At 35.5% G+C, this 26,220-nt stretch carries 20 protein-coding genes; 11 read left to right on the plus strand and 9 right to left on the minus strand.

Annotation, left to right across the window (positions count from 1 at the left end; translation table 11 throughout):
* Nucleotides 1-15 precede the first annotated feature (15 nt).
* Entirely contained in the window at nucleotides 16-1,230 is a 1,215-nt protein-coding gene (gene mlc / locus PVK70_RS07000) for a sugar metabolism global transcriptional regulator Mlc (protein WP_130045852.1), read from the minus strand.
* Between the two features lie 183 nt (nucleotides 1,231-1,413).
* Here mlc and queE point away from each other — a divergent pair, with 183 nt between their 5' ends.
* The 3 genes from queE to PVK70_RS07015 all read left to right on the plus strand — a co-directional run bounded on the left by queE (nucleotide 1,414) and on the right by PVK70_RS07015 (nucleotide 5,783).
* Nucleotides 1,414-2,094, plus strand: a complete 681-nt coding sequence (gene queE / locus PVK70_RS07005; RefSeq protein WP_130048123.1) for a 7-carboxy-7-deazaguanine synthase QueE — start codon at nucleotides 1,414-1,416, stop codon at nucleotides 2,092-2,094.
* A 105-nt stretch (nucleotides 2,095-2,199) separates the two neighbouring features.
* Nucleotides 2,200-3,645, plus strand: a complete 1,446-nt coding sequence (gene pyk, locus PVK70_RS07010; RefSeq protein ID WP_130048124.1) for a pyruvate kinase — start codon at nucleotides 2,200-2,202, stop codon at nucleotides 3,643-3,645.
* A 350-nt stretch (nucleotides 3,646-3,995) separates the two neighbouring features.
* Nucleotides 3,996-5,783: a hypothetical protein gene (locus tag PVK70_RS07015; RefSeq protein WP_130048125.1), complete on the plus strand. Its 1,788-nt coding sequence runs from the start codon at nucleotides 3,996-3,998 to the stop codon at nucleotides 5,781-5,783.
* A gap of 72 nt (nucleotides 5,784-5,855) precedes the next feature.
* Here PVK70_RS07015 and nagZ read toward each other — a convergent pair whose 3' ends face one another.
* Complete coding sequence (nagZ, locus tag PVK70_RS07020; protein WP_130048126.1) at nucleotides 5,856-6,851, minus strand: beta-N-acetylhexosaminidase; 996 nt, start codon at nucleotides 6,849-6,851, stop codon at nucleotides 5,856-5,858.
* Between the two features lie 172 nt (nucleotides 6,852-7,023).
* On the opposite strand from nagZ, the gene PVK70_RS07025 reads away from it, so the two are divergent.
* From PVK70_RS07025 to gltS, 8 genes are all read left to right on the plus strand, one after another.
* On the plus strand, nucleotides 7,024-8,127 hold the full coding sequence (locus PVK70_RS07025; protein ID WP_130048127.1) for an anhydro-N-acetylmuramic acid kinase: 1,104 nt from the start codon (nucleotides 7,024-7,026) through the stop codon (nucleotides 8,125-8,127).
* A gap of 31 nt (nucleotides 8,128-8,158) precedes the next feature.
* Complete coding sequence (locus PVK70_RS07030; protein WP_130048128.1) at nucleotides 8,159-9,022, plus strand: (2Fe-2S)-binding protein; 864 nt, start codon at nucleotides 8,159-8,161, stop codon at nucleotides 9,020-9,022.
* 180 nt (nucleotides 9,023-9,202) lie between these two features.
* Nucleotides 9,203-10,141, plus strand: coding sequence for a porin (locus tag PVK70_RS07035; protein WP_130048129.1), 939 nt, complete (start codon nucleotides 9,203-9,205; stop codon nucleotides 10,139-10,141).
* Nucleotides 10,142-10,309: 168 nt separating this feature from the next.
* On the plus strand, nucleotides 10,310-10,546 hold the full coding sequence (locus PVK70_RS07040) for an RNA recognition motif domain-containing protein (RefSeq protein WP_130048130.1): 237 nt from the start codon (nucleotides 10,310-10,312) through the stop codon (nucleotides 10,544-10,546).
* Nucleotides 10,547-10,682: 136 nt separating this feature from the next.
* Nucleotides 10,683-12,386 carry an RluA family pseudouridine synthase gene (locus PVK70_RS07045; protein ID WP_130048131.1) on the plus strand — a complete coding sequence of 568 codons (1,704 nt, stop codon included), beginning with the start codon at nucleotides 10,683-10,685 and terminating at the stop codon, nucleotides 12,384-12,386.
* A gap of 1 nt (nucleotide 12,387) precedes the next feature.
* The gene (locus PVK70_RS07050) at nucleotides 12,388-14,091 is read left to right on the plus strand and encodes an RluA family pseudouridine synthase (RefSeq protein WP_422836533.1); all 1,704 of its coding nucleotides are present in this window, start codon (nucleotides 12,388-12,390) and stop codon (nucleotides 14,089-14,091) included.
* 241 nt (nucleotides 14,092-14,332) lie between these two features.
* On the plus strand, nucleotides 14,333-15,412 hold the full coding sequence (gene rodA / locus PVK70_RS07055) for a rod shape-determining protein RodA (RefSeq protein ID WP_130048132.1): 1,080 nt from the start codon (nucleotides 14,333-14,335) through the stop codon (nucleotides 15,410-15,412).
* 217 nt (nucleotides 15,413-15,629) lie between these two features.
* Nucleotides 15,630-16,853 (plus strand): sodium/glutamate symporter, encoded by a 1,224-nt coding sequence (gene gltS / locus PVK70_RS07060; RefSeq protein ID WP_130045841.1) that lies wholly within the window; start codon nucleotides 15,630-15,632, stop codon nucleotides 16,851-16,853.
* A 48-nt stretch (nucleotides 16,854-16,901) separates the two neighbouring features.
* On the opposite strand, the gene PVK70_RS07065 is transcribed toward gltS, so the two are convergent.
* The 7 genes from PVK70_RS07065 to PVK70_RS07095 all read right to left on the minus strand — a co-directional run bounded on the left by PVK70_RS07065 (nucleotide 16,902) and on the right by PVK70_RS07095 (nucleotide 25,789).
* Nucleotides 16,902-18,530 carry a methyl-accepting chemotaxis protein gene (locus PVK70_RS07065; protein ID WP_165367161.1) on the minus strand — a complete coding sequence of 543 codons (1,629 nt, stop codon included), beginning with the start codon at nucleotides 18,528-18,530 and terminating at the stop codon, nucleotides 16,902-16,904.
* A 68-nt stretch (nucleotides 18,531-18,598) separates the two neighbouring features.
* The gene (locus PVK70_RS07070; RefSeq protein ID WP_130048134.1) at nucleotides 18,599-18,844 is read right to left on the minus strand and encodes a hypothetical protein; all 246 of its coding nucleotides are present in this window, start codon (nucleotides 18,842-18,844) and stop codon (nucleotides 18,599-18,601) included.
* 146 nt (nucleotides 18,845-18,990) lie between these two features.
* Complete coding sequence (locus PVK70_RS07075; protein ID WP_130048135.1) at nucleotides 18,991-20,034, minus strand: HlyD family secretion protein; 1,044 nt, start codon at nucleotides 20,032-20,034, stop codon at nucleotides 18,991-18,993.
* A gap of 5 nt (nucleotides 20,035-20,039) precedes the next feature.
* Nucleotides 20,040-21,353 carry a glycosyltransferase family 2 protein gene (locus PVK70_RS07080; protein ID WP_130048136.1) on the minus strand — a complete coding sequence of 438 codons (1,314 nt, stop codon included), beginning with the start codon at nucleotides 21,351-21,353 and terminating at the stop codon, nucleotides 20,040-20,042.
* On the minus strand, nucleotides 21,353-22,705 hold the full coding sequence (locus PVK70_RS07085; RefSeq protein ID WP_130048137.1) for a diguanylate cyclase domain-containing protein: 1,353 nt from the start codon (nucleotides 22,703-22,705) through the stop codon (nucleotides 21,353-21,355). Before PVK70_RS07085 ends, PVK70_RS07080 begins: the two co-directional genes overlap by 1 nt.
* Nucleotides 22,706-22,775: 70 nt before the next feature.
* A complete protein-coding gene (locus PVK70_RS07090; RefSeq protein ID WP_130048138.1) occupies nucleotides 22,776-24,089 on the minus strand; it encodes a diguanylate cyclase domain-containing protein in 1,314 nt (437 codons plus the stop codon).
* A 17-nt stretch (nucleotides 24,090-24,106) separates the two neighbouring features.
* Nucleotides 24,107-25,789, minus strand: coding sequence for a bifunctional diguanylate cyclase/phosphodiesterase (locus PVK70_RS07095; protein ID WP_130048139.1), 1,683 nt, complete (start codon nucleotides 25,787-25,789; stop codon nucleotides 24,107-24,109).
* Nucleotides 25,790-26,220 lie beyond the last annotated feature (431 nt).

Consider the following 26,220-nt stretch of genomic DNA (forward strand, 5'->3'; position numbering starts at 1 on the left):
TCAGAAGCGTTAATATTACCCTTCAATCACCTTCATTAACAAAGAGCCATCACACATCGCCTGTTTTACTAATGCCGCACCGGGCATCGTTGCTTGCGTATAAAAGCGGCTTTCGACTAACTTGGTGTCTTTAGCGTACAATGGCAATACTTGGTTTTGGATCGCATCCATAATGACAGGATATAAAATCGCCTTTGAAAGGTTAATTTCTCCACCAATCAATACAATTTCAGGGTTAAACAAGTTCACCATAATAGCGATCGCCTCACCAAGATTATGTCCTAGATCAGTAATAACTTGTTTTGCCAACATATCCCCATCATTCGCAGCAAGACAGATGCTTTCTATCGTAATTTTTTTACCGCTTAATGATGTTTTATGCCCATCATCAATCAGCTTTTTGACTTGATCTCGTAATGATTTTGCACTTGCAACCGTTTCTAGACAGCCGGAATTACCACAATGGCAACGAGCACCCAATTTATTGATTTTGATGTGCCCCATCTCACCAATATTGCCTGTTCTGCCTTGTAAAACTTCACCGTTCATAATAATACCAGCACCAACCCCATGATGGATTGATACTAATATTGAATTATCGTGTTCTTTTGAATTGCCAAATAGCTTTTCAGCTAGCGCCCAACTACGAGTGTCATTGCCAACAAACACAGGCAGTCCTGTTGCTTCGTAGATCTTAGGACCCAAAGGCAAATTGTCTACATTATAGTGAGGCATTTGTATTACAAGGCCTTGTGACGAAATCACTAAGCCTGGTAGTGACACTGCGATACTGGTTATTCTTCCTAATATTCGAGAATGCTTTTGGAAAAAAAGTTCAATTTCAGACAGTAATTTTGCAAGTAATTCATCTTGCTCAATTTCATGAATCGTTTGTCTTTCTTCAATAATTTGCGCTCCACCTAAGCTATGTAACGCAATGGTTAGATAACCACGCCCTAAACGCATAGATAGGAATTGCCACCCTTCATTATCAACTTCTAAGCCAATTGCAGGTCGACCACGACTATTTGCTTCTTGTACTTGCGTTTCTTTGATAAGGTGTGCATCAAGTAATTCACGTGTGATTTTAGTAATACTGGCAGGAGCTAAATTACTTTGCTTAGAAAGATCGATCCGAGAGATTGGGCCTAGTTGATCAATTAACTTGTATACCCGTCCAGCATTTACTTGTTTTAAATGATCAATGTGTCCGGGTTGGGCCACGTACATGCTTCTCTCCAGTAAATAAATATCATCGGATATCATTTTTTTACTTTGCGAACAAATTGTGAAGTCCGAGAGTTAACCTACGTGATGTTTATCACGAAGATCATGAAATATTTACTGAAAATGCGACTTTAACACGTATTTCAATCACCAAATTTTGTAGTTTTTTATTTGAGTAAAATAATTATGTCATCGTCAACATTTAAGATTAATGAGCTATTTGAAACCATTCAAGGTGAAGGCACATTTACTGGAGTTCCTTCTATTTTCTTACGCTTGCAAGGCTGCCCTGTCGGTTGTTCTTGGTGTGATACAAAACAAACGTGGGATGTGGAATTAAGTGTTCAAACGGATTTAGCTTCAATTTTAGCTAAAACAGAAGACTCACCAAGTTGGACCGAGTTAACGAGCACTCAAATAATCAATATGCTTAAAGAACAAGGCTACACTGCAAAACATATGGTCATCACTGGTGGAGAACCATGCATGTATGACTTAACACCATTAACTGAAGAATTAGAACAACACGGTTATCGTTGTCAAATAGAAACCAGTGGTACTTATCCTATTCTTGCATCAGAAAATACATGGGTTACGGTTTCACCAAAAATCAATATGAAAGGTAAACTGCCCGTTTTAGAAAACGCATTAATGCGAGCAAACGAAATTAAACACCCTGTAGGAACTAACAAAGATATTGAGCAACTAGAAGCGTTATTAGATGGTGTAAAGTTATTGGATGACGTAACTATTGCACTGCAACCTATCAGCCAAAAACCACGCGCTACTGAACTTTGTATTGAAACCTGCATCAAAAGAAACTGGCGACTTTCTATACAAACGCACAAATATTTAGCGATTGCGTGATAATTTTTGATAATTACCTTGTTTGAATCATGGAATTGTCATCATTCTCGATATATGTTTACTTGATCACAGAATAAACACAACAACATCCATCTTGGAGATAATATGTCTAACAGACTACGTAGAACAAAAATTGTTACCACTCTTGGCCCTGCAACTGATCGTGATAATAACTTAGAAAAAATCATCGCCGCTGGCGCAAACGTTGTTCGTATGAACTTCTCTCACGGTAGCCCTGAGGACCATATTGAGCGTACTAAGAAAGTTCGTGAAATCGCTGCAAAACTTGGTACTCACGTAGCGATTCTAGGTGACTTACAAGGCCCTAAAATCCGTGTTTCTACGTTTAAAGAAGGTAAAATTCAATTAGCTATTGGTGATAAATTCACACTAGATAGCGATTTACCTAAAGGTGAAGGTAACCAAGACTCTGTTGGTCTTGATTATAAAGAACTTCCACAAGACGTGACTACTGGTGACGTTCTTCTTCTTGATGATGGTCGTGTACAACTTCGCGTAACAGCAGTTGAAGGCAATAAAGTTCATACTGAAGTAACGGTTGCTGGGCCTCTATCAAACAACAAAGGCATCAACAAGCAAGGCGGTGGCCTTTCTGCTGACGCACTAACTGAAAAAGACAAAGCTGATATCATCACTGCTGCGGCAATGAAAGTAGACTACCTAGCCGTTTCTTTCCCACGTAATGGCGAAGACATGAACTATGCTCGTCGTCTAGCTCGTGAAGCAGGTCTAGAAGCTAAATTAGTCGCTAAAGTTGAACGTGCTGAGACAGTAGCTACAGAAGAAGCAATGGATGATATCATCATGGCTTCTGATGTAGTGATGGTTGCTCGTGGTGATCTAGGTGTTGAAATTGGCGATCCTGAGCTAGTCGGTGTTCAAAAGCAACTTATCCGTCGTGCTCGTAGCCTTAACCGTACGGTTATTACAGCAACGCAAATGATGGAATCAATGATCACAAGCCCAATGCCAACTCGTGCTGAAGTAATGGACGTTGCTAACGCCGTACTAGATGGCTCTGATGCGGTAATGCTTTCTGCTGAAACAGCAGCTGGTGACTTCCCTGTTGAAACAGTAACATCAATGGCAAGCGTTTGTATGGGTGCAGAGAAAGTGCCTACTGTAAACGTATCAAACCACCGTTTAGATCGTCGTTTCACTACCCCTGAAGAAACGATTGCAATGTCTACCATGTATGCTGCAAACCACATGGAAGGCATCACGGCGATGATCACACTTACTGAGTCTGGTCGTACTCCACTAATGATGTCACGTCTAAGCTCTGGTTTACCAATCTTTGCTCTATCACGTAACGAAAGCACACTAAACCGTGCAGCGCTTTTCCGTGGTGTAACGCCAGTGTTCTTTGATGAAAGCGCAGACTCTGGTCTTCCATCAACTCATGCGGCAATTAATACACTAAAAGGCAAAGGTCTATTAAGTGCTGGTGATCAAGTTATCATCACTCAAGGTGATGTAATGGATATCGTTGGTTCAACTAACTGTATGCGTATCATTACTGTTGAATAATTAATCGATATTTAAAAACAAAAGCCTCGTAGATCAAATTGATTTACGAGGCTTTTTTATGTGTTTTACTTTCTATATTTACTCAGATTATACCAATGTAATTAATTAACCTATCTATTAAAATTCTGAACTGAAAAGACTTACCTAAAAATCTTTAATTTTCATTTCATATGTAATGCAAGAGTTTAATTGATATTTGTAATATTACATTCCTATTGATATTAAGTTTGAAGCCAATCGAAGCTTATTAAATCCAGCACCTAACCTCACCGAGAGTTTAATAATCTTATGTTGAAATCATAAAATAACGTGATATTACTTCAAAATACTAAATCAAAATAGAGGTATATATGTATAAAATTTTAACTCTTTCTATTGCAGCCCTTCTTGCTGGTTGCGGTGGAGATAGCGATAGTGGCGGTGGAAGTAATGGCGGAAGTTTACACGTATTCAGCTCTTCACCACATGTTAGCGTACAGGGTAATGCGACAGAATCAACACGAGTCATTATACCTGTAAACTCAAGAGGAACGACCTCAAAAAACCTCTATTTTGGTGCGTTTTATAACAGCATCGCTATCAAATCAACCTATATGAATATCACCTCAGACAGCACTGGTAATCTTGAGGTTGATTTTATTCCTGGTTACGCTGTTGGTGATGGCCAATCAACACACAATATCTCTATCAATTTTTGCTATGATGAATATTGTAATGAACAAGTGTCTGGTTCTCCAATTAATGCCTCCATCAATTATAACGTAAACTTAGACGATGAAATTAGGATGGTAAGTGCAGAGTCTACAATAAATCGAGAATACAATTATGATGATGCTAATATTACCGATAACTTTACTTCAAAAGAAATTTCAGTTACTGGCAGTAATAGCAATTCAATTATCTTTAGTCGAGGAAACGATAGCGAATTAATTAATAAATTTAATGTCACACAACGAACGGGGTATTTATTTGACCTTGACCTAGGCTTAAAGTTACCCGGTAACTTATTAATTGATACGCATAGTAAAGAATTTAAGCTCAATGCTTGTTATGATGCCGAATGTCTCTACCCAATCAAAGGAAGCCCACTGAGTATTCCTATGACCTATAAAGTTAACTCTCCTCTTGCTAGTGGTGACGAATCAATTGCCATAAATGCCCCTCTAGCATTTGATTTCACAGTTAATGAAGCTGAATATATACAAGGGTTAGATGTTTTAGTTATGACATCAGAATCCCCTGAAAATGCTATCTACGTTTATGACATAAGCAGTAATACAACAGAAAAATTTGCACTTACAAGCTATCCTAAAAATCTATCCGTTGATCATAGTGAAAAACAAGGCCGAATTGCAGTTAGTCAATATTATGGTGTTTTTGTTATAGATTATAATAAAGCAAGTCCATCTACCTCTTCCCAAAAACTTTTAGACTCAAATTCCAGCCAATCAAATATTGCAGTAAAAGGGGATCACGTTTATACGATAAGTACTGGGTATAATTGGCAGGCTTTAGAGCGAATAAACATTAATACTGGTGATATTGAAACCAGTAATTCAAGCGAGTTTTATGGCGGACCAATATTAAAAGTGACGCCAAATGGTGAGGCTTTGTATACACAAGATATAAACTCAAGCCCTCGCTCATTCTCAAAAGTTATATTAGATTCAGAACGTTGGGATGAGCAACCAAAATCGGATGTTTATCATGGTACTTATGATCATGGTGATGATTTTTGGTTTGACCGGACTGGAAATTATTATTATTCACAAACAGGAGATTATTTTTTCATCTCTGACTTTGAATTTATGGATATGACTCACGTAGGACAACTTCCATTACAAGAATATGTAAACGGTGTTGGCTTAGATGAAACCGCTGAATTAAAGCACCTTTTTGATACAGGCGCTTATCTATGGGTTATAGAAAAATACCCATTTAATATGATCAGACAGCTACAAAAATCAAATAATACAGAAATCACACGCTATGAAGAAACAACCTCTATGATAGATGGGGTAAATTACACAGAGTGGCCATTTTTTGTTTTTGAATCCAATAATGGTCATATTTTTACATTACAAAATGCTTACGATGGAAGAGAAATAAAGAGAACATCTCTGCTTAAACTTCAATAAATAAAATAAACGCACAAGTATAAACCTTGTGCGTTTTTATTTATCTCTAAAAGCTACTCATTACTCAAGTGATCACTTTTTCCAGCGATCATAAGCTCGGGTAACGATCTCATTCGCCGTTTTCCATTCCTTAGTGCTTAATAACGTTTTTCTATCGAAATGTTGTGTTTTTAATAGTGAATTAGCTTTTTCTACCGTTTGAATCGCTAGGTTATCTAATACTTCTACGGCTGATTTTCGATTGTTACACATTAATACCATGTCGCAACCAGCATCAAGGGCTTGCTGAGAACGCTCTGCTGGCCCACCCATGATTGTGGCACCTTCCATGCTCAAGTCATCAGAGAACACCAAGCCGTTAAAGTTAAGCTGTTTACGCAGTACGTCTTTCAACCAATATGAAGACCCACTCGCTGGTGATGCATCATACTCAGGGTAGATAACATGAGCTGGCATCATCGCATCCAAAATACCCGCGTCGATTTGTGCTTTAAAAATCGCCATATCGAGTTCGAAAATATTATCACGGTGATCATAAGGGGTTTCTAAATGAGAATCTGCTATCACACCACCATGCCCAGGGAAATGTTTCCCTGTTGTCGATGTTCCTGCTGATTTCATGCCTTTCATAAAGGCCGTGCTGTATTTAACGATAGTATTAATATCGTCACCAAATGCACGGTTGCCAATGGCTTTACAATCAAATCCATTATCTAATACAGGGGCAAACGTAAGATCGATGTCATGAGCAACCAATTCTGAACATAACAACCAGCCTGCTGTTTTTGCCAACTCAAGACCATTATCCATTTCAGCGTATGCTTGCGCTGGTGGAATAAGAGTAAATTCATCTCTAAAACGCTGAACTCGGCCGCCTTCTTGATCCACTCCAATAAGGATTGGACGCCCTGCCGCTTTACGAATAGAAGCGGTTAATGCTGCTAATTGCTTTGAGTCATGATAATTTCGAGCGAAAAGGATCAATCCGCCCACTGTTGGATGTTGAAGTAACTCACGCTCTTCTGCATCAATTTCATATCCTTCAACATCTAGCCATAATGGACCCATATTTTTCTCCAAATCATCTTAATTTTTATAGGCTTAAAGTATCATGCCCTTTCACATATTAACATCTTATCTATGGTAATTTTATGTCAATAATGTGAGTAATATAGATATTATTCACCGACTTTATGGCACAATAAAACCGTTAATTAATCAGCAGTTATGGAGTGTTGGCATGGAAAAATACATTGGCTTAATGTCAGGAACCAGTTTAGATGGCGTTGATGCCGTTGTCGTAGAAACAAATGGCACAACAATCAATCTACTTGGTCATGCCGATTTCCCAATGGAGCCTCAATTAAAAGCTGATTTATTGGCTGTTTGTACTGGTCAACAAACTAATTTAAAGGTGATTGGTGAAATTGACCATCGCTTAGGTCATCTATTTGCTGATGCTGCACTTCATCTTCTTCATTCTCTGCATATTAAACCAGAAGAGATCACAGCAATTGGCAGCCATGGTCAAACGGTTTTTCATTCACCTGATGCACAATACCCTTTTACGATGCAACTTGGCGATAGCAATATTATCGCGGCTAAAACAGGAATTAATACAATTGCTGACTTTCGCCGTAAAGACATGGCACTAGGCGGACAAGGCGCACCATTAGTACCCGCTTTCCACCACACCTTATTTGGGAAACCCGAAAGTACTCACGTTATTTTAAACATTGGCGGTATTTCTAATATTTCTATTTTACAGAAAGACTCACCAGTTATCGGTTATGACACCGGCCCGGGTAACATGTTAATGGATGCATGGATCACCGAGCACCAACAAGTAAGCTATGATAAAGATGGTGCATGGGCACGCTCAGGGCAAATAATTGATGAATTACTAAACCAACTAAAAGCACATGAATATTTTACTCGTCCATACCCAAAAAGCACAGGTCGTGAGTTATTTAACTTAGATTGGTTTGCTCAATATATAGAGAATAAACATTATCAAACGCCGGATGTTCAAGCTACGTTATTAGAGTTCACTGTGACGACAATTGCTGAACAAGTCATTCGATTCCATACCGGTGATGACGCAAAATTATTAGTCTGTGGTGGGGGCGCTCATAATCATTATTTAATGGAAAGATTGCAAGTTCATCTGCCAAATTGGGCAGTTACCACCACTAACGACTACAATGTAGATAGTGACAATATGGAAGCAATGGCGTTTGCATGGTTAGCACATCAACGAATTCATGATTTACCAAGTAACGAACCGGATGTGACGGGCGCTTCTCGTTATGCAAGTTTAGGTGTAATCTACCCGGCATCTTAAATACAAATAATAATAATTTAAAGTAGCTCATATGCATATTGCAGAACAACTAATGCCATTATGGCGTAGCAAAAAATCACCTAATTCATGCCACTCTTTAAAAGAGCAATTGGCATGGTTAAACGATGCTGATGAAAATTTCAAACTCAAAGCAATCAATAAAGAACAACTTGATGATAAGCACTTACCATTAAACCAGTGGTTACCTGCCCATTTATCCAACGCGATTGAATTATTCGGTAAAAAAAACAACGTAAACCAAAATGTTTCAGCTTCCATGTGGCTAAAATCATTTAATAACCAATTTTTTACCAGCTTAGTCGCTCTACGTTTACGCTTTAATCGCGTTCCTATTATTCAGTTTAACGATATTTTCATTTCGACACCCAATGGCGAAAAGATAAAATCACTAAAAATTAATAACGCTTGCCCTTTTGTTTGCCTTGCAACCGATCCTTTGGCTTCTGAATCACAAGCAACCGTCGTAGAGAGCCAAGATAAACTTGATGAAGCATTTACCCATTTATTACAGCAGATAGGTGGTGGACTAAGTGTGTTATTTGAGCAAGAAAGATTGAAACACAAACCATTTTGGGGAGCCATTTCTCTTGCCGTAAGCGTCTTTTTCATGCGCTTAACTGAAAAAGGGCTCTCAAAAGAACTCGCTAATCAAGTAGCACCAAAAGCCCAGCAATGGTTAGAAAGTATTATGCCTGAGATAGGAAAAGATCTTTCTCATATACGAGTTGCTGAAAATAAACATCAGGCAATCCTTTATGTTCAACGTGAAACCTGCTGCATGAAATACAAAATTGATGGCAAAAAAAATTGTGCGACCTGTCAACTCTTAAGCGAAGAAGAACGTCATAAAAAGAACATCAAACGCATTCACTAAACAACAACGCAATTAAGCGAACTATCAAGAGTAATGTGTTTGTCACCCTAACGACACATTACTTTTATAAATATTAAACATAACTGACATTAATCTTTCATATATAAAATTTATCTTAGATCCCAAGCAATTAACTAAACCAAAGCGGAGTGTTTTGGTATTTTAAAGGTATGGAATCTAATGAAAAAATTACTACTATCAACAGCTATCGTCTCATCTTTTTTATCAACCCCTCTTTTAGCTGCAACCGTTTATGATCAAGATGATACACAATTAAAAGTTGGTGGCAGAGCCGAAGCTCGCGCGAATATTTCAGATAATAATGAAACAGCAGCAGAGAGTTCATTTGAAGATAAAAGCCGTGCTCGTATTAATTTAAAAGGCAAAACTAAAATCAACGATAGCTTAGGCGCATTTGGTACTTATGAAGTTGAGATTGGCAGTGGTAAAGGTAATACCGTAAATACCCGTTACCTATTCGCAGGCTTAAGCACAAACATTGGTAATTTCTCGTATGGTCAGCAAGATTCAGCACAAGTGATGCTTACCGATTACACTGATATTTTAGCTACATTCGGTGGTGATGCGGCTGATTTAACGACAGGTAACAAAGATAAACGTGAGAATAACTTTTTATACTCAGGTGAGTTTGATGCACTAACAATTCAAGCAAACTACATTGCTAATAACGAAAAGAAAAACGATAGCTTTGGTATTTCAGGTATGTATGCATTACCAATGGGCTTAGATTTTGGTCTTGGTTATACCTCTGGTGAACAATCTCCAAATGGCATAACAAAAGTAGATGCAGATCAAGTCAACTTAGCCGTTCGCTACACGCTTAATGCCTTTATGGTATCTGGTTTATTTACAACAGGTGAAGTCGATAAGCTTGATGCAACCGGCTACGAACTTGCCGCTGCTTATAAGTTTGACCAGTGGGTTTTCCAAGGCGTTTATAACTTCCAAGAAATAGACAGTAATGACACTGTAAACAATGCAGCCATTGAAGCCATTTATAAACTCAACAAAAGCTTTCGTACTTATGCAGGTTATAAATTTGAGCAAATGGATAACTTAGATGATCAACTTCAATTTGGCCTGCGTTACGATTTCTAATCCAACCTAATATGCCCAAATTTTAGCGCTCTGGGTGGAGGGCTAAATCCAAATCCGAAATCATGTTAATGTGGTTTCGGATTTTCTATTTTTGAATCGATAGAATACTTGGGGAAACCACCAAGATCTGTTATAACGTACCCTTAAATCACTATTATATGGTTACTCATGAAATTACTTGTTCGCAATCTTCCTCGCACCATGTCTGAATTCCAATTACGTGAAATGTTCCAAGCACACGGTTCATTCCAATACTGTAAATTAGTAATCGACGAAATTACAGGCGAATCAAAAGGTTTTGGTTTTGTTGAGATGCTAGTTGAAGAAGAAGCGTTAGCCGCGATCGCAGCTGAAGACGGTAAAAAAATCGGTAAAGAAAAAATTCGCGTAAAAGTAGCAGAATAAACACCTTACTTCTGTACACCAACGCATTCGAGTGATTCAAAAACACATGGTCTCTACCTAATTTTGAATCACTTATCTTTATGTGCGTCATTCTGCAATATCCCCCTATTTCATCCCTGCTAATATAGATATCATTATGCCTACATCTGAACTGTGTTTTACCTCTTTTTCTCATCCAATTGACCATTACGCTTTGCCTGAGCGATTCACTTTTCCATTTTATTATGAACCCCACCCTTTATGTGAATTGGCTGCAGAACAGTTACAACGTCATCTGGAGAGTCAAACAGAATGGCAGCATAATTTTGGCTTAGAAATACAAGAAAATAATAAAGCAATTGGTAAAATGTTTGGCGTACTGCTCGTTCAGCATATATCTGGCGAGGTTGGATTCTTATCTGCTTTTTCAGGAAAAGTCGCTGACAGTAACCACCTCCCCCATTTTGTTCCTCCTGTATTTGATATGTTAGAGGAAGATGGTTTTTTCAAAGCAGAGCTCGCTGAGATAACCGAAATTAATGCAATCATTAAGCAACAACTAGCCAATCCATTACTAGCTGAATTAACAGCGGCAGCAAAAGCAAAAAGCCTGACTTCAAAAGAACAATTAGAAGCACAGCGTCAGGAGATGATTGAAGGTCGAAAATCACGTAAAGCACAACGTGCAGAAGCCGAATTACACGCTCAAGATAACGATCAAGAAGCTATCGATGCACTAGAACAATTAAAGATAAAATTGGGCAAAGAAAGTGTTCAAGAGAAAAATACGCTAAGAGATCTTAAGCTTTTTTGGGATAACGAAATCACTAGTATTCAAAGCCAATTAGATACATTTAATATCGAGCTTTCCACACTAAAAACGGCACGCAAAAACCTATCTAATGCACTACAAAAGAAGCTATTTCAGCAATATAAATTTTTAAATACCCATGGTATCGAAAAAGATCTCAATGATATTTTCAAAGACACACCCAACCATATTCCCCCTGCAGGCTCTGGTGAATGTGCCGCTCCAAAACTGCTGCAATATGCGTTTACTCATGATTTAAAACCATTAGCATTAGCTGAGTTTTGGTGGGGTGTAGCGCCAAAATCTGAGATCCGTCAGCATAAGAAATTCTATGCTTCTTGCCAAAGTAAATGCCAACCAATTTTAGGTCACATGCTTGATGGAATTGAAATGGATGAAAACCCATTATTAATCAACCCAGCGGAAGGCAAAGACATCGACATAATTTATGAAGATGAATGTATGGTTGTCATTAATAAACCTGCAGATTTTTTATCTGTTCCTGGTAAGAATATTCAAGACTCTGTCTATACTCGTATTCAACAGCGTTACCCTAATGCTACTGGAGGATTGATCGTCCACCGCTTAGATATGGCAACCTCTGGTTTAATGATATTAGGACTAACCAAAAAAGCACATAAACGATTACAAAAACAGTTTATCAACCGTACTATTGAGAAGCGATACACCGCCTTAATTGAAGGCGTATTAACGCAAGATGAAGGAATGATAACATTACCACTACGTGGTGATTTGTATGATCGTCCTCGTCAGCTCGTCTGCTTTGAACATGGAAAACCTGCAGAGACAACGTATCAAGTCATTGAACGCATAAAAAATAAAACTAAAGTTTATCTGTACCCAAAAACAGGACGCACACATCAATTACGAGTTCACTGCGCTCATAAGTTAGGCTTAAATATGCCGATTGTTGGCGATGATCTCTATGGTAAAAAAGCGAACCGATTACATTTGCACGCAGGCTATTTATCCCTAACACACCCGATGACCAAAGAACCGATGGAATTTGATATTGAGGCGGAGTTTTAATATGTCACAAGATAAAATGACACACTCAAAATTCACACCATTCTCAAGTCAAACAGACTCCTACGCGCTTCCAGAAAGGTTTACGTTTCCTTATTATTATGCTCCGCATCCACTGGCATCATTAGCTATGGCGGAACTACAAGATTTTCTCGATAACCAACAAACATGGCATCATGACTTTACCAAGCAAGGTAAGATGTTTGCTGTTCTTGTGGTAAAAAATCAGCAAGGAGAACTGGGTTACCTGTCTTCTTTTGCTGGCACAATTACAGATTCAGAAAATAGTCTGGAGCAAGCTCCTGATTTTTTTGTCGATGCCATTTTTGATAAACAAGCACACCATAAACTATTTTCACATCAAGAAAGCGAAATTGAATCACTTAAATCGCGTATTTCTCAATTAGAGAGTTCACCCTCGTTTATCGCATTAACAGAAAAGTTATCGGTAAGTACGGTACAGTCAGAGCAAGAGATCTCTGCATTTCAACAATCAATAGCAGTGGCAAAAAAAGAACGAAAGCAGCGACGTGCCCAAGCAGAATATTTGGCTGACTCATCATCTACTGAAAAGCTAGCAGCGTTAATTGCTGAACTTGGTAACCAAAGTAGCCGTGAAAAGAGAGATTTAAAGCAATTAAAACAGCAATGGCAACAAACTATTGCTGACTTGACCCAACAACACAATGAATACACTCACCACATTGATTTACATAAAAATCAGCTCAATAAATTGCTGAAAAAAATAGATATAGATACGCTAAAAGCAACTCAGTTTATTAATCAATCTGGTGTAATTAAGAGCTTATTTGAACTGTTTAAACAAAGTGTTCCTGAACAGGCGCAAACCCCAATCCCTTATTCTAGCGAGCAGAATTTACCAAAACTGCTACAAACGGCTTTTCGTTTCGACTATACACCAATTGCACTCGGTGAATTTTGGTGGGGTTCTTCGCCTTATGAACAAGTTCGCCAGCATAAAAACCTTTATCCTGTGTGCCAAAGTAAATGCTTTGAGATCCTTGAACATATGCTTACTGGAATTAACCTTGATGAAAGCCCATTAGAACAGACACCGTCTTATGGCAAAGAGTTAGACATCGTTTATGAAGATGATGTAATGGTTGTAGTGAATAAACCCGCTGAGTTTTTATCGGTATCTGGAAAATTTATTGCTGATTCTGTTCATGCTCGCATTCAGGCACGCTATCCTAGTTCTACTGGCCCATTAATTGTTCACCGGTTGGATATGTCGACATCTGGTTTATTAGTGCTAACACTTACGCCAGAGACGAATAAACAAGTACAGAAACAGTTTATTGAACGAACGGTAGAGAAGCGTTACACCGCTCTACTGGAAGGTAATATCGACAACGACACGGGTATTATTACTCTGCCATTATGTGGAGATATGGAAGACAGACCTCGCCAAATGGTTTGTCATCATAAAGGCCGAAGTGCCGAGACTAGTTACCAAGTGATTGCTCGTGCTAATAATAGAACCAAGGTTTACCTTTATCCTAAGACTGGGCGGACCCATCAATTGCGAGTTCATTGCTCACATCAAGCAGGATTAAACACCCCTATTGTGGGGGATGATTTATATGGTTTTAAAGCAGATAGACTGCATTTACACGCAGGGTATTTAAAGTTACGTCACCCTGTTACCAATATTGAAATGGAATTTGAAGTTGATGCTGAATTTTAAATTCAAACTAATGCCAATGTAACTAAAGGACTGATACGATGCCGTGTCAGTTTTTTCTCCTTATCCATCAAGTAAAGATTGCTTTTTTTCGTAAAAGAGTTATTTTCCTTCATCTTATAAATCACTCGGTAACTATCGCCGATTATAAAAAGCCCTTAATCAAGCACTTTTCTCTACCCAATTTATGGCTCAATATTATGAGCGATCGCTTGTCTATCTATTTTATAATGAATGATTAACTATGTTTAAATACGCACCTCGAATCGATTACCCACTACTGATAGCCATTTCATTATTGATTTTGCTTGGCTCTCTAACTGTATGGAGTGCTAGTGGTTTTAGTGAACCAATGTTAGAACGACACCTTATTCGAGCTATCATTGCTCTTGGCTGTATTGTTGTCATGTCGAGTATTCCACCAAGAACCTACGAACGAATTACACCCTATTTATTTGCTTTGGCTGTTCTTCTTCTTCTTGGTGTTATTGTCGCAGGCGACAGTACTAACGGCTCCCAACGCTGGTTAGCTATTGGCCCTATTCGATTCCAACCATCAGAATTAGTGAAGGTCGCGATTCCTCTTATGGTTGCATGGATTCTAGTTGCTGAAGCCGGACGCCCCGATGCTAAAAAAATCCTTATCTGCTTATTGGTAACCGCTATTCCTGCCGGTTTGATTTTTATTCAACCCGATCTTGATGGTGCTATATTTACTATTATTTATGCACTATTTGTCCTTTATTTTGCAGGAATGAGTTGGAAAATTATTGGTTCTTTTCTCGGAGGAATTGCCGTTATCGTTCCAATGCTATGGATCTTTGTGATGGCAGCTTATCAAAAAAAGCGTGTAACTCAGTTTCTTGATCCTGAATCTGATCCTCTTGGTGCTGGCTACCAAATTATTCAGTCATTAATTGCTGTCGGTTCTGGTGGAATGCGTGGTAAAGGTTGGATGAATGCAACACAAGGACAACTTGGTTTCATTCCTGAAAGTCATACTGATTTTATTTTTTCAACCTATGCTGAAGAATGGGGCTTTTTCGGATGTTTGCTCTTACTCGGATTATATCTGTTTATTACAGGCCGAGTGATTTGGCTTTCATACCAGTGTGATTCCTCATTCAACCGCTTGGTAAGTGTTACTTTTGCCCTTAGTTTCTTTTTATATGCATTTATCAATATAGGCATGGTAACAGGCTTATTACCTGTAATGGGAAGCCCTTTGCCCTTCTTTAGTTATGGCGGGACCGCAATGATAACTCAAGGAATTTGCTTCGGCATTATTATGTCTCTGTGCCTAAATAAAGCATATAAACCTTAATAATCAATAAATTAAAACAGAAAAAGATGAGATCGAGATTGTGTTTATCGAGTCTCACTTTTAATATGAACTTTTTATGACAGTGAATATTTATAGTGACATTCTCAATAAGTTAGCATAATCTCGATTTTCCTAACAATGCAATCTAGAAAAAACGCTTAAACTATCTAGACTTGCATCATACCTATTGGTTTGATAATTATAACTTCGAGCTTCTATGACAAACACTTTATCTATCGGCGCATTAGAATCGTTTCTAATTGCTATTGCCGTGCTGTTTCTGGGTCATTTCATTAATTCTAAAGTTGACCTCTTTAAACGATACAATATCCCTGAACCTATCGTCGGCGGATTAATTGTAGCCTTTGCCATCACTATTTTACACTTTCAAGGCGTAAGTCTTGAGTTCTCTCTACCCTTGCAAAACACCTTCATGCTAATGTTTTTTAGCACGGTCGGCCTTGCCGCCAACTATACACAACTACTAAAAGGCGGTACTAAAGTATTCCTTTTCCTAGCTGTTGCTTCATTCTATATCATCATACAAAATGCAGTTGGTGTTGGACTTGCTAGCGCAATGGGGTTAGATCCACTAATGGGGCTTATTGCTGGCTCAATAACACTCTCTGGTGGACACGGAACAGGGGCTGCTTGGTCACAAACCTTTGCGGAAAACTACCAAATCAATACACTAGAGTTAGCAATGGCTTCTGCTACTTTTGGTTTAATCATGGGCGGTTTAATTGGTAGCCCAATTGCACAACGATTAATTCAAAAGCATAATTTAGAATCAGAGTATGGTGTGGGTGTTGATACTCACACCCGCTTCCCTGAGCTTGTCACTTATAATGAGCGTGAAGAAGATAAAGTCACAGCGAAAAAAGTAATTGAAATGCTATTTATCTTGCTTATCTGTGTGGTTGGATCTAAGTATTTAAGTCAATTTGTAAATAGCTTCGGCATTGCTTGGTTAAAAATCCCCGATTTTGTTTACGCTTTATTTGTCGGTGTATTCATTACTAATCTCTGTGAGATCACTAAAGCACGTAAAATTGACACTGAAACGGTTGATATTTTAGGGACGGTTTCGCTTTCCTTATTCTTGGCAATGGCATTGATGAGCTTAAAACTGTGGAATATTTTTGACTTAGCCATACCTTTCTTAATTATATTAACGGTTCAAACTATCGTTCTGGCATTATTTTCGTACTTCATTACTTTCCGTGCGATGGGATCAAACTATGATGCGGCAGTAATGGTTGGTGGCCATTGTGGCTTTGGCCTAGGTGCAACACCAACAGCAGTGATGAATATGGGGTCTTTGGTTTCTCGCTTTGGTCCATCTCCACAAGCGTTTATGGTTGTTCCAATTGTTGGCGCATTCTTTATCGATATAACCAACCTAATCATTCTTCAGGCTTACATTAGTTTTATTGGTTAATAAAAAATAAGCTATAAAGTACAATACTTTATAGCTTATTAATCGAACTTATATTGTAAATTGATCTATGTTTTTAGATAAGTTAGAAATGCTTTTATTCATATTTTTAACTTGCTCTGAAATCACACTTGAAACGTCCATACACACTTGAGACATATCTCTTACGTTAACAGCATTACCGTTAATCTCTTCAATAACACAAGTCTGCTCTTCACTTGCCGTAGAAATTTGGTGACTCATATCAGATATAGAATTTAAGTTGTTATCTACAATTTCGATATTATTTCTAGAAACAATAGATTGCTCAACACACTCTTTAATTGTATTTTGACTTTGTTCCATCTTCTCACTTACATCAAGAGTCTTAGTTTGTAAGTTAGAAATGATACTATTAATTTCAATCGTAGAATGCTGTGTTTTTTGAGCAAGTACACGCACTTCATCAGCAACAACAGCAAAACCTCGGCCCTGCTCTCCTGCTCTTGCCGCCTCAATAGCAGCATTTAATGCTAACAGGTTCGTTTGATCTGCAATATTACTGATCATATCTAGAACACTTGTTATCTTGTTGCTATCATTACGCAATTCAGAAATTAAAGCATTACAATCATCAATTTCAGTAGAAGCTAAAGCAATCACTTCAGATGTATTTGAGACAATTTGCTTAGTTTGATTACATTCTTTGGATGCATCAGTAGTAAAATTAGCCGAATTATTGATATTACTTGCAATTTCATTTGATGCACTTTGCATTTCATTAATTGCAGTTGCCAGCATATCAACAGAATTAAGTTGCTGAGTTATTGCTTTTTCATTTTCTTTTGATTGCTGATTCATTAAGTTAAATGCATCATTACTAATATCAATACTCTCTTTTACAGCATTGATTACATTAACAATTTTCAATCTAAAAGAACGAATTGATTTCATGATACTGCCGATTTCATCATTCACAAAATCATTACTTTCAATAAATTTACATACTTCGCCATCTCGAAGATCCAATGAGATGAAAGTATTTAAAGAAGCATTTATCAATGCTATACGGCGATTCAAATCTTTTGAAATGAATAATCCACTAACTACTGAAACCAATGTTATAGATACAATAATAAATATAGCAAAGTACAAAGTATTTAGTCGGTCTTGTTTTGATATTTGTCTATACTCTTCAAGGAAAGTATCTATTTTTCCTGAAAGATCACGTATATTATTATTAATTTTACTATAGACAACTAAACTATCGCTAACCAGTTTAGCTCTAGGCTCTAATGTTCTGCCATCTTTAATAGCATCGACATATTTAACGTATTCATTGATTTCATTACTTAACGAAATTAATTGTGACTTCTCATTTTTTATAACATCTAAATCAAATGTACTGTATGAGTTTAAAAGAGTATTAATATCTGAAATCAGAATATTTCTTTCATTCAAATCATTTTTATCTTCAAAACGGATAGAAATCAATGCAAGATCAGACCTTCTTAATGAGATTAATTTTTTTTCAAAACTATCAAATATTTCTGATGACTCGATCACTTGTCTAAATAAAAACTGTTCTGTTTTATCATTATCAATATAATTAATATATATAATATTTAATGCGACAAACAACCCTATAGCATTAAATGCCACTAAAAATAAAATTTTATTTTTTAATGAAATATTTTTCATCTTACAACCTTCAATAATTATTATATTATTTAATCTATTATGAATGAATAAACAACCAATAATGGCATCTACTCGCGACCTAACTCATTAAGCATTACATTAAGATTAATACACTTTGACATAATTCCTTTGTAGTGCTCATTATTATATATTGGCTTTGATAATTCATTGATGAGCCAAAAATTCAAGTCCGTTAGTTTCAAAACAGCCTCTTTATTATTAACTAACAAAAGAGGATCTTTTTCCATTGCAAACTTTAATATTTCACACGCATCAGAAATTTTATTAATTAAAAAAACATAGTCTATCTTCATCGAACAATCACTCCTAAATCATTGTTATTTAATCAAATGAATAATAACGTGACATATGAGAGCATTCTAATTATAGTCCATTACACTTAATTATATGATTAATGACACTCCACAATTAAGTCTATTTATATATTTTTAATTATAAATTAAAATGAAACATGCACTGGCATTCCTTCCACCCATGAGCTTTTATCTAATTTATCATTAAACATCACCTTTACCTTAAGTAAGGCCTTAGCTCCTTCAAAAGGTTTTGCAAGCTGAGTTGGTAATTTTGACGTTGTTTCAATTGCAAGATACACATAGCCTTTCAAACGTTCTCTATTTGGCAGGGTTACAGTTACAGAAGCCCCTTCTGTTGCTTTACTTATATATTTAGGTTCTAGATATACAATAACAAACGGTTCCAACTTTGATGACACAGTAACCAAATCATCACCTTTTTTTACTCTTTGACCAACAACTGCATGTATATCTAAAATATTCCCGTCTAATGGTGAGCGAATATTCAGTGAATTATATTGGCTTAACTTCGTTACTAATTCTTGATTTAACCCTCGGATAACTTGAGCTATGCCACCTGCAAGATTAAGCTGATGTTCATTTATTTTTGCTTGACGTAATTCAATATCAGCATTAGTCATTAAATTTTGAGCATTACTGTACATACCAATAATGGCAGCATAATCAACTTGTGATACCTTTCCTTCTTTTATGTACCCATCATACTTTTCTTTTATTTTGGTTATTTTAATTAAATTCAACTTTGCATTATTAACAGCCAATAAATATGGGTAAAAGTCATCTTTTATTGTGACTTTACTATTGACTACATTTTTTAACTCACGCCTCAAAAATGAAATATCTTCATTTAAAACATCATCTTCTAAATATAAAACATTTTCATTCTGAAAAACATTGCCCCCCTCTTTAGCGTTAATTTCGATAACCAATCCATCTTGAGGGGCTGTCAATATAACAGGGTTACTAGTAATAATTCCTGGTGCAATAGTTAATATATATTCTTGAAAAAACAAATATAACATCACAAATAATGGACTTAATACTAAAGCTAGAATTGAATACCAGCGTATGCGATATCCTCCTCTTTTAGCATTACCATAAACGACTTTCATGCCATTCTCAGTTGTTGGCTGTTTATTTTTTTCTAAGTGAAACTTAACTTTCATAATGTCTAAAACCGTTTTCCACGTTTAAGTACCCACCACGGAGCCATACTTGATTCTTCATGGCTTCTTCGTGTAATCTCATTTACCATTGAAAATGCTGTTATTAATCTCATAAAAAATGCATACAATGGGTAAATTGGCAACCAAATCAACAGCTTAATATCTTCCTTTGCTCGTTCTGATACCAAACCAATATAAATTAAAAACGTAAGAAGTATAAAAACCATATATATTAGATATATAAAAAGTAACATTGCTAAAATTACGGTTACTGGATAATTAAATAAAATATGTAAAGTAAATAAAACCATTAAAAGTGGTAATATCACGTTTTGAATTACCCCATACACTAATGTATATATGAAATTCCCCCAGCCTAATAACTTTGGGGTTAGTCCACTTCTATGTTTTCGCAAAAATAGAAAAAGTAAATCACCATCCCATCGTAATCTCTGCATGATCAATATTTTTAATGTGTCAGGGGCATCAGTATGCCCAACCGAGTGAGGAGAAAATGCTAATCTACTGTCAGGGTGACGTCCCTTGTATTGCTTTAACCGCATAGTGAGATCTAGATCTTCAGCGGTATGAGTATCCCAACCCCCAACCTGTTTAATCACATTTACGCGAAAAGCACCAAATGCGCCAGAGATATTATTCAATACCCCCCAGTTACTCATTCCTGTTTTACCTGCTTGCATTGACATCATGTACTCAAGTGACTGCATACGGGTTAAAAAGTTAGCATCCCAATTGCGAACTCGAAGCGCCCCACCAGAAGCAAGAACGTTTGGATCAGAAAATTGTTTCGCCATCTCCCAAGCCATATTATTATCGAAGGAGGTATCCCCATCAACATTGATAATTAAGTCATTTTTCGCTTCTGATAAGCCTGCATTTAATGTTGATACTCGACCTCCGCGTTGCCATTTAGGTACTACTTTTACTCTTCTCGTCTCGCAAAACTGATGTCTTTTGGCTCCATTTAATGCGGCTTTATAAGTATCTTCATTTTGCTTTGCTCCATCAACAACAACTAATATCTCAATAAAACTTGGATAAACCTGTTCAACTAAGGTATCAATAGTTTGAGCAATAGCTTCACCTTCACCATAACAGGTAATGATAAAACTAATCGTTGGGTATTCCTTTGGTTCTTCGTCACTTAAATTCCATGACCAACGAAAGACACCCGTTGTAACTAATAAGAATAATGGTAATTCAATAAAAATCATAATAGGGAAAAATAAAAATATTAACCCTATATCTTGTTGCAACATCCCGATCATAGAATAAAAAACGTATTCAAACTCATTCATTATTCAATAGCACCAAGTTGTTCAACTAACCATATAGAGGCATCATCATTTAATGATGGTTCAGGCAAGGACCAAATATGAACATTCAAAACAACTAATTCGGATTCAATTTTGTCAGCGATGATTTCTACTTTTTGCTGTAAAACTGATAGAGACTCAATGGGTGTCATTGGCATGAGTAATAAAATCATGTCAGTTCGATACTGACAACAGATATCGGTATCACGTAAAATACCATTCAAATCATTAGATATCTGATCAATTAATTGTGCTAATTTAGCCTCTCCAAATTGATTTGAATAAGATTCAACTCCAGATAACTTAATACCTAACAGAATATGGCTATGCTTATGTCTAATCGCTAATTTATTAACCCACACTAATAAATTATCAAATGACTCCCCACCAACCAAACCTTTTAATGATAATTCTTGGTTAAATGAATTTTGACCATACATCATTACGTTTTTAACTTGTTCATCAGCTTTATAGGTATTAATGTGACGAGTAATTAAGTCATCGATTTCATTACTGTCTGAACACGATAAACATCTGACTCTAGCTACAGATTCAGAAAACGTATAGTCGCAATCTAAACACTTATAATTTTCTAATGGTCGGTCATAATCAACGCCAATGTGTCTCAATTGAGTTAAGCAAGTTGGACACTCTAACTTCCCACGTTGCGTAAACTTATCTTGCTTTCCTACATGGCCGCAAGTAAAGCAATGCAATGAAATAGACTCTTCAATATCTACACTTTTACAAGAAGGACAAGTTTCAATATAGTTCTGATGACCACTATGGCAACTTGGACACAACCTGATTCTATCAACTGTATATTCTTTCTTTAAATTTCCTCGCTTTACTTCTAATTGAAGATAGTTAATAAACGTACTTTTATAACCTAAATACGAAGAAATTAATGGGTAATGATACAACTCATTTTTTGTAGTATCACAAAGAGGTTTTAAACATCGTTCATTTCCTAACCAAAGCCACGCCAATAATTTATCGATTGGTTCTTCTTTTATTAGCTCTAGTTTTGAACGGTGTAAATTCCATTGTTCTGTTACATTTGTTGGAGTCCATAATCCATCAGATAGATGTGGACTTAATACGCTTGCCTTTAATACGTAAATACGCCAGTTCCATAACCCTAACTTAGAATGTAAGTACTCTAGTGCTCTATCTTGCTCCTCAGAAGGTAAAGATAATATACAAATAGCTGGTTCATGTAAGAATAGTTCATCTACATTTGTGATATGTATAATATTAATATCACTACCATATATGAATTTAGATTCACCAATAACATAGACAGGAATAAGACTTCCAGGTTGTATATTCATAGTTGTTACCATTAAAATTTCAAGTTAAAAAGGCAATCATCAGACAATGAACACCCTATATTAAACACATTTACTTAGAATTGTTAAACTTTATTTTATACATTCTTTTGTCAGCAACTCTAATTAGATTCTCTTTATCTAACCCATCATTAGGATATAGGCTATATCCAATACTAATCCCTATATTTAAAGAAACATCATCAATAGTGATAGGTTCAGATATTGAATTAATAATATCATTTTTAAAAATATCTAAGTCTAGATCTAAGGTATCCCTTAAAATAATTGAAAACTCATCGCCACCTAATCTAAAAACATAACCTCGTTTACCAACAATTAATCTAATTCTTTTAGCAATTTCGATCAGTAGCAGATCTCCTACTTCATGACCATAAATATCATTAACTTTTTTAAAACCATCAAGATCAGAAAATAACAATATCGATGTTTTAAATAATGAGCTAAATTTCTCATCAAAAGAGCGTCGATTATAAAGTCCAGTAAGTGAATCTATATGTGAAAGCTTATACATTTCCTTCTTTTTTTCTAATAAATTCAAAAACATATAAGAAATCACACACATTGCAACAATAAAAAAAACCAAAAGATAAACTTTATATTTGTATTCAATTGGATTAATCCAGTTATCTTTAGAGTTAACAGAGAGTACCCAACACTGGTTCAATACCGAAAACTGATGTTCAACAGTGTTAGATAGTGCCGCTTCTGAAGACTCACTAATCATCTTATTCTTATTACTACTTTTTTCTATAAAGCTTAATTTATAATTAAATCCATCAACTGATAATTCATTTAAGGATATTGTTTTTATAAAACGTTCAATATTTAGCACAACAATACTAAACCCCCAAAAATCTTGGAATTTATTCCCAACAAATACTGGAGTTCTAATTATTAATCCTGAGCCACCTTGAAAAAGATCAAGAGGTTCAGACATCATACTGACCTTATTATCTCGTGCATAAAAAGCATCCTGTTTTCTTTTTTCGTCTGTAAATAAATCAATATATACACTTTCATTACCCTTTTTAGGATAAGCGAATTTAACAAAACCATTAGGTGCAAGCTGTAAACTTTTTATTGCTATATTATTATTTATAAGATTTTCAGATATTGAATTGAAATCATTCTCAGTTATAGTAGCGTTTTGAGTAAAAATTAAATATCGATAGACCTTAGATAGTGTAAGATATTCATTTATTTTAATTAAAATCTCACTTTCATACTTACCCAAAAGATGAATCATATTATTTTTATTTGTTGAGCTTGCAGATTCATTGCTTACATTAAAAATAATAGTACCAATAAAAGCATAGCATACACACAAGCTAATTAAAGCAATTTTATTTATCTTAGTTAACATATTATGACTTAATTAATTCATCTATTTTTATCTAAATACATTCTCTCATCTGCATAATTAATCGCATTTTCAATGCCTTTAGCTAAATTATCAATACCAAAAGAAAAAGACAAAGTAATATCATCTGATTTAAATAAACGTTCGACTTTATTTCGAATTAACTCCAACCTAGCATTAAATACATTAATTTCATTGCATTTAGTAAATACTAAAAACTCATCACCACCGTATCGAATAATTAAGTCTTCTTCTCTTAATTCGTTTCTTAAATATCCAATAAATCTATTCAAACAATTATCACCAAATTTATGGCCAAATTTATCATTGATTTTTTTAAAACCATCCATATCAATAAAAGCAACCATGTTGAAGCTATTCATATAATAGCTATTTAAAATAGTTCTATCGAAACAATTGGTCAATGCATCACGAGGAAAAGTATCCCGATCATCTTCATCATAAACTATTGTTATTATTAGTATCTTTCCATAATGAGTTATTTTTTGCCTAAATGTATAATACGATTTAATCTTTCCATCAAAATCAACAGATTCTCTTACAGCTAAAAAATTTGACTTTGATTCAATTAAGCTTTTATCTATCGCAATACAGCCTTTATACTGCTCAAATTTCTCATAAACTTTAGGCAAAGGCAATCCAACAAGATCAATTTGCATAAAATCAATATGCGCTTGATTATTAAATAATGCATTGCCTTCTGAATCACGAATAATTACTAATCTACTAGTACAATTCAGGTACGATTTAAAAAATCGAGTTTCTGGACTATTCGATCCTACTGCTATTTTATTATATTTTTTAAGTAAATTTAATTTCACCTCAGGAATACTCAAACTGTCCGATACTTTTGAACCGAGGTTATTAAATTCATCAGCAATATGGATATCATTAATGATGCTCTCACATATTTTATCGTCATCATTTCTTATTAAATCATAAACTAATTTCTCTAAAACTAACTTATCATCAATTGATTTTACAACTTCGCCTTGGTTCCCAGTGATTTTTAAGTCAAATATTTTCACTGGCTTGGAGAATAAAAAGCCTTGATATGATAACTCTTTACCATATGACTCAATTAAATCTAATTGCTTATTAGTTTCAACTCTTTCTATGACAATATGAAAATCACGAATGTCAGACAGTTCATCTAGTATGTACTTAAGATGTCTATAGTGATAAAAGTTATTCTCTATATTTTTAACTAAAGAGCCATCTATTTTTATTTCATCTAAATCTAATGCTAAAACATGTTCAATGTCAGAAAACCCTTTCCCAAAGTCATCGAGAGAGAATTTAACGCCTAAAGACTTAAATTTCCCCATCGCATTTTTCACACAATTTAATGACAAATAGTTATCATTTTCTGTTATTTCAAAAGTAATATCAGATTCGTTCACTAAAAGTTTAGAGACTTTTTCAACAAAGAAGTCAGATTCTAAACTTTGAATTGAAATATTTATAGATACTGGAAAGCTGATGCCAAGGTATTCATAATACGAACGTCTTTCCAATAGTACTTTCTTTATAACAGAGTAATCAAACAAGGGCTTATTGGTAATTAATGAAATATAGTTTTCTATGTTTGATACGCCAGGGATCCTTAGCAACGCTTCTGCGCCAATCACATTCCCATGTTGAATCTTTGGTTGATATAAAAATGAACATTTAGAAATCAAGAAAATACCCTGAACAAAAAGTATAATTACACAATAATGCTAGCTATGGATTTAGCGCATCGATACAGGGGAGAATTTACATTAATTTCTTTGAAAGACAAATTATAGACAATTATATTCTCTATAAATGAAGTTTTATTAACAGTCTATATATAAAAATTACTAATTGATTATTTCTTTTAATTGCTATGGGTACAAAAAAATCCGATTTTCTTTAAACTTTTACTTCCTGCAGGTAAAGTAACAAAGCAATAGTCTCCTAATGAGTATATGTTTAATATGTAATAATTACTGCCATCATGGGCATAAACTTGCCCCTGAGATAAGTCATAATTAACAACGAACTCACTTGTGTCACTGCTTATAGAGACAGAACAGTCATCACTCGAATATGTTGTTAACACTTCTACTGAATCTAAATACTTTATATA

It is taken from the genome of Aliivibrio sp. A6 (assembly GCF_028765505.1).
In the GTDB taxonomy this organism is placed as follows: domain Bacteria; phylum Pseudomonadota; class Gammaproteobacteria; order Enterobacterales; family Vibrionaceae; genus Aliivibrio; species Aliivibrio finisterrensis_A.

Excerpts from the sequence above, each read along its gene's own strand:
- mlc (WP_130045852.1), bottom strand. The coding sequence starts at position 1,230 with ATGTACGTGGCCCAACCCGGACACATTGATCATTTAAAACAAGTAAAT.
- queE (WP_130048123.1), top strand. The coding sequence starts at position 1,414 with ATGTCATCGTCAACATTTAAGATTAATGAGCTATTTGAAACCATTCAA.
- pyk (WP_130048124.1), top strand. The coding sequence starts at position 2,200 with ATGTCTAACAGACTACGTAGAACAAAAATTGTTACCACTCTTGGCCCT.
- PVK70_RS07015 (WP_130048125.1), top strand. The coding sequence starts at position 3,996 with ATGTATAAAATTTTAACTCTTTCTATTGCAGCCCTTCTTGCTGGTTGC.
- nagZ (WP_130048126.1), bottom strand. The coding sequence starts at position 6,851 with ATGGGTCCATTATGGCTAGATGTTGAAGGATATGAAATTGATGCAGAA.
- PVK70_RS07025 (WP_130048127.1), top strand. The coding sequence starts at position 7,024 with ATGGAAAAATACATTGGCTTAATGTCAGGAACCAGTTTAGATGGCGTT.
- PVK70_RS07030 (WP_130048128.1), top strand. The coding sequence starts at position 8,159 with ATGCATATTGCAGAACAACTAATGCCATTATGGCGTAGCAAAAAATCA.
- PVK70_RS07035 (WP_130048129.1), top strand. The coding sequence starts at position 9,203 with ATGAAAAAATTACTACTATCAACAGCTATCGTCTCATCTTTTTTATCA.
- PVK70_RS07040 (WP_130048130.1), top strand. The coding sequence starts at position 10,310 with ATGAAATTACTTGTTCGCAATCTTCCTCGCACCATGTCTGAATTCCAA.
- PVK70_RS07045 (WP_130048131.1), top strand. The coding sequence starts at position 10,683 with ATGCCTACATCTGAACTGTGTTTTACCTCTTTTTCTCATCCAATTGAC.
- PVK70_RS07050 (WP_422836533.1), top strand. The coding sequence starts at position 12,388 with ATGTCACAAGATAAAATGACACACTCAAAATTCACACCATTCTCAAGT.
- rodA (WP_130048132.1), top strand. The coding sequence starts at position 14,333 with ATGTTTAAATACGCACCTCGAATCGATTACCCACTACTGATAGCCATT.
- gltS (WP_130045841.1), top strand. The coding sequence starts at position 15,630 with ATGACAAACACTTTATCTATCGGCGCATTAGAATCGTTTCTAATTGCT.
- PVK70_RS07065 (WP_165367161.1), bottom strand. The coding sequence starts at position 18,530 with ATGAAAAATATTTCATTAAAAAATAAAATTTTATTTTTAGTGGCATTT.
- PVK70_RS07070 (WP_130048134.1), bottom strand. The coding sequence starts at position 18,844 with ATGAAGATAGACTATGTTTTTTTAATTAATAAAATTTCTGATGCGTGT.
- PVK70_RS07075 (WP_130048135.1), bottom strand. The coding sequence starts at position 20,034 with ATGAAAGTTAAGTTTCACTTAGAAAAAAATAAACAGCCAACAACTGAG.
- PVK70_RS07080 (WP_130048136.1), bottom strand. The coding sequence starts at position 21,353 with ATGAATGAGTTTGAATACGTTTTTTATTCTATGATCGGGATGTTGCAA.
- PVK70_RS07085 (WP_130048137.1), bottom strand. The coding sequence starts at position 22,705 with ATGAATATACAACCTGGAAGTCTTATTCCTGTCTATGTTATTGGTGAA.
- PVK70_RS07090 (WP_130048138.1), bottom strand. The coding sequence starts at position 24,089 with ATGTTAACTAAGATAAATAAAATTGCTTTAATTAGCTTGTGTGTATGC.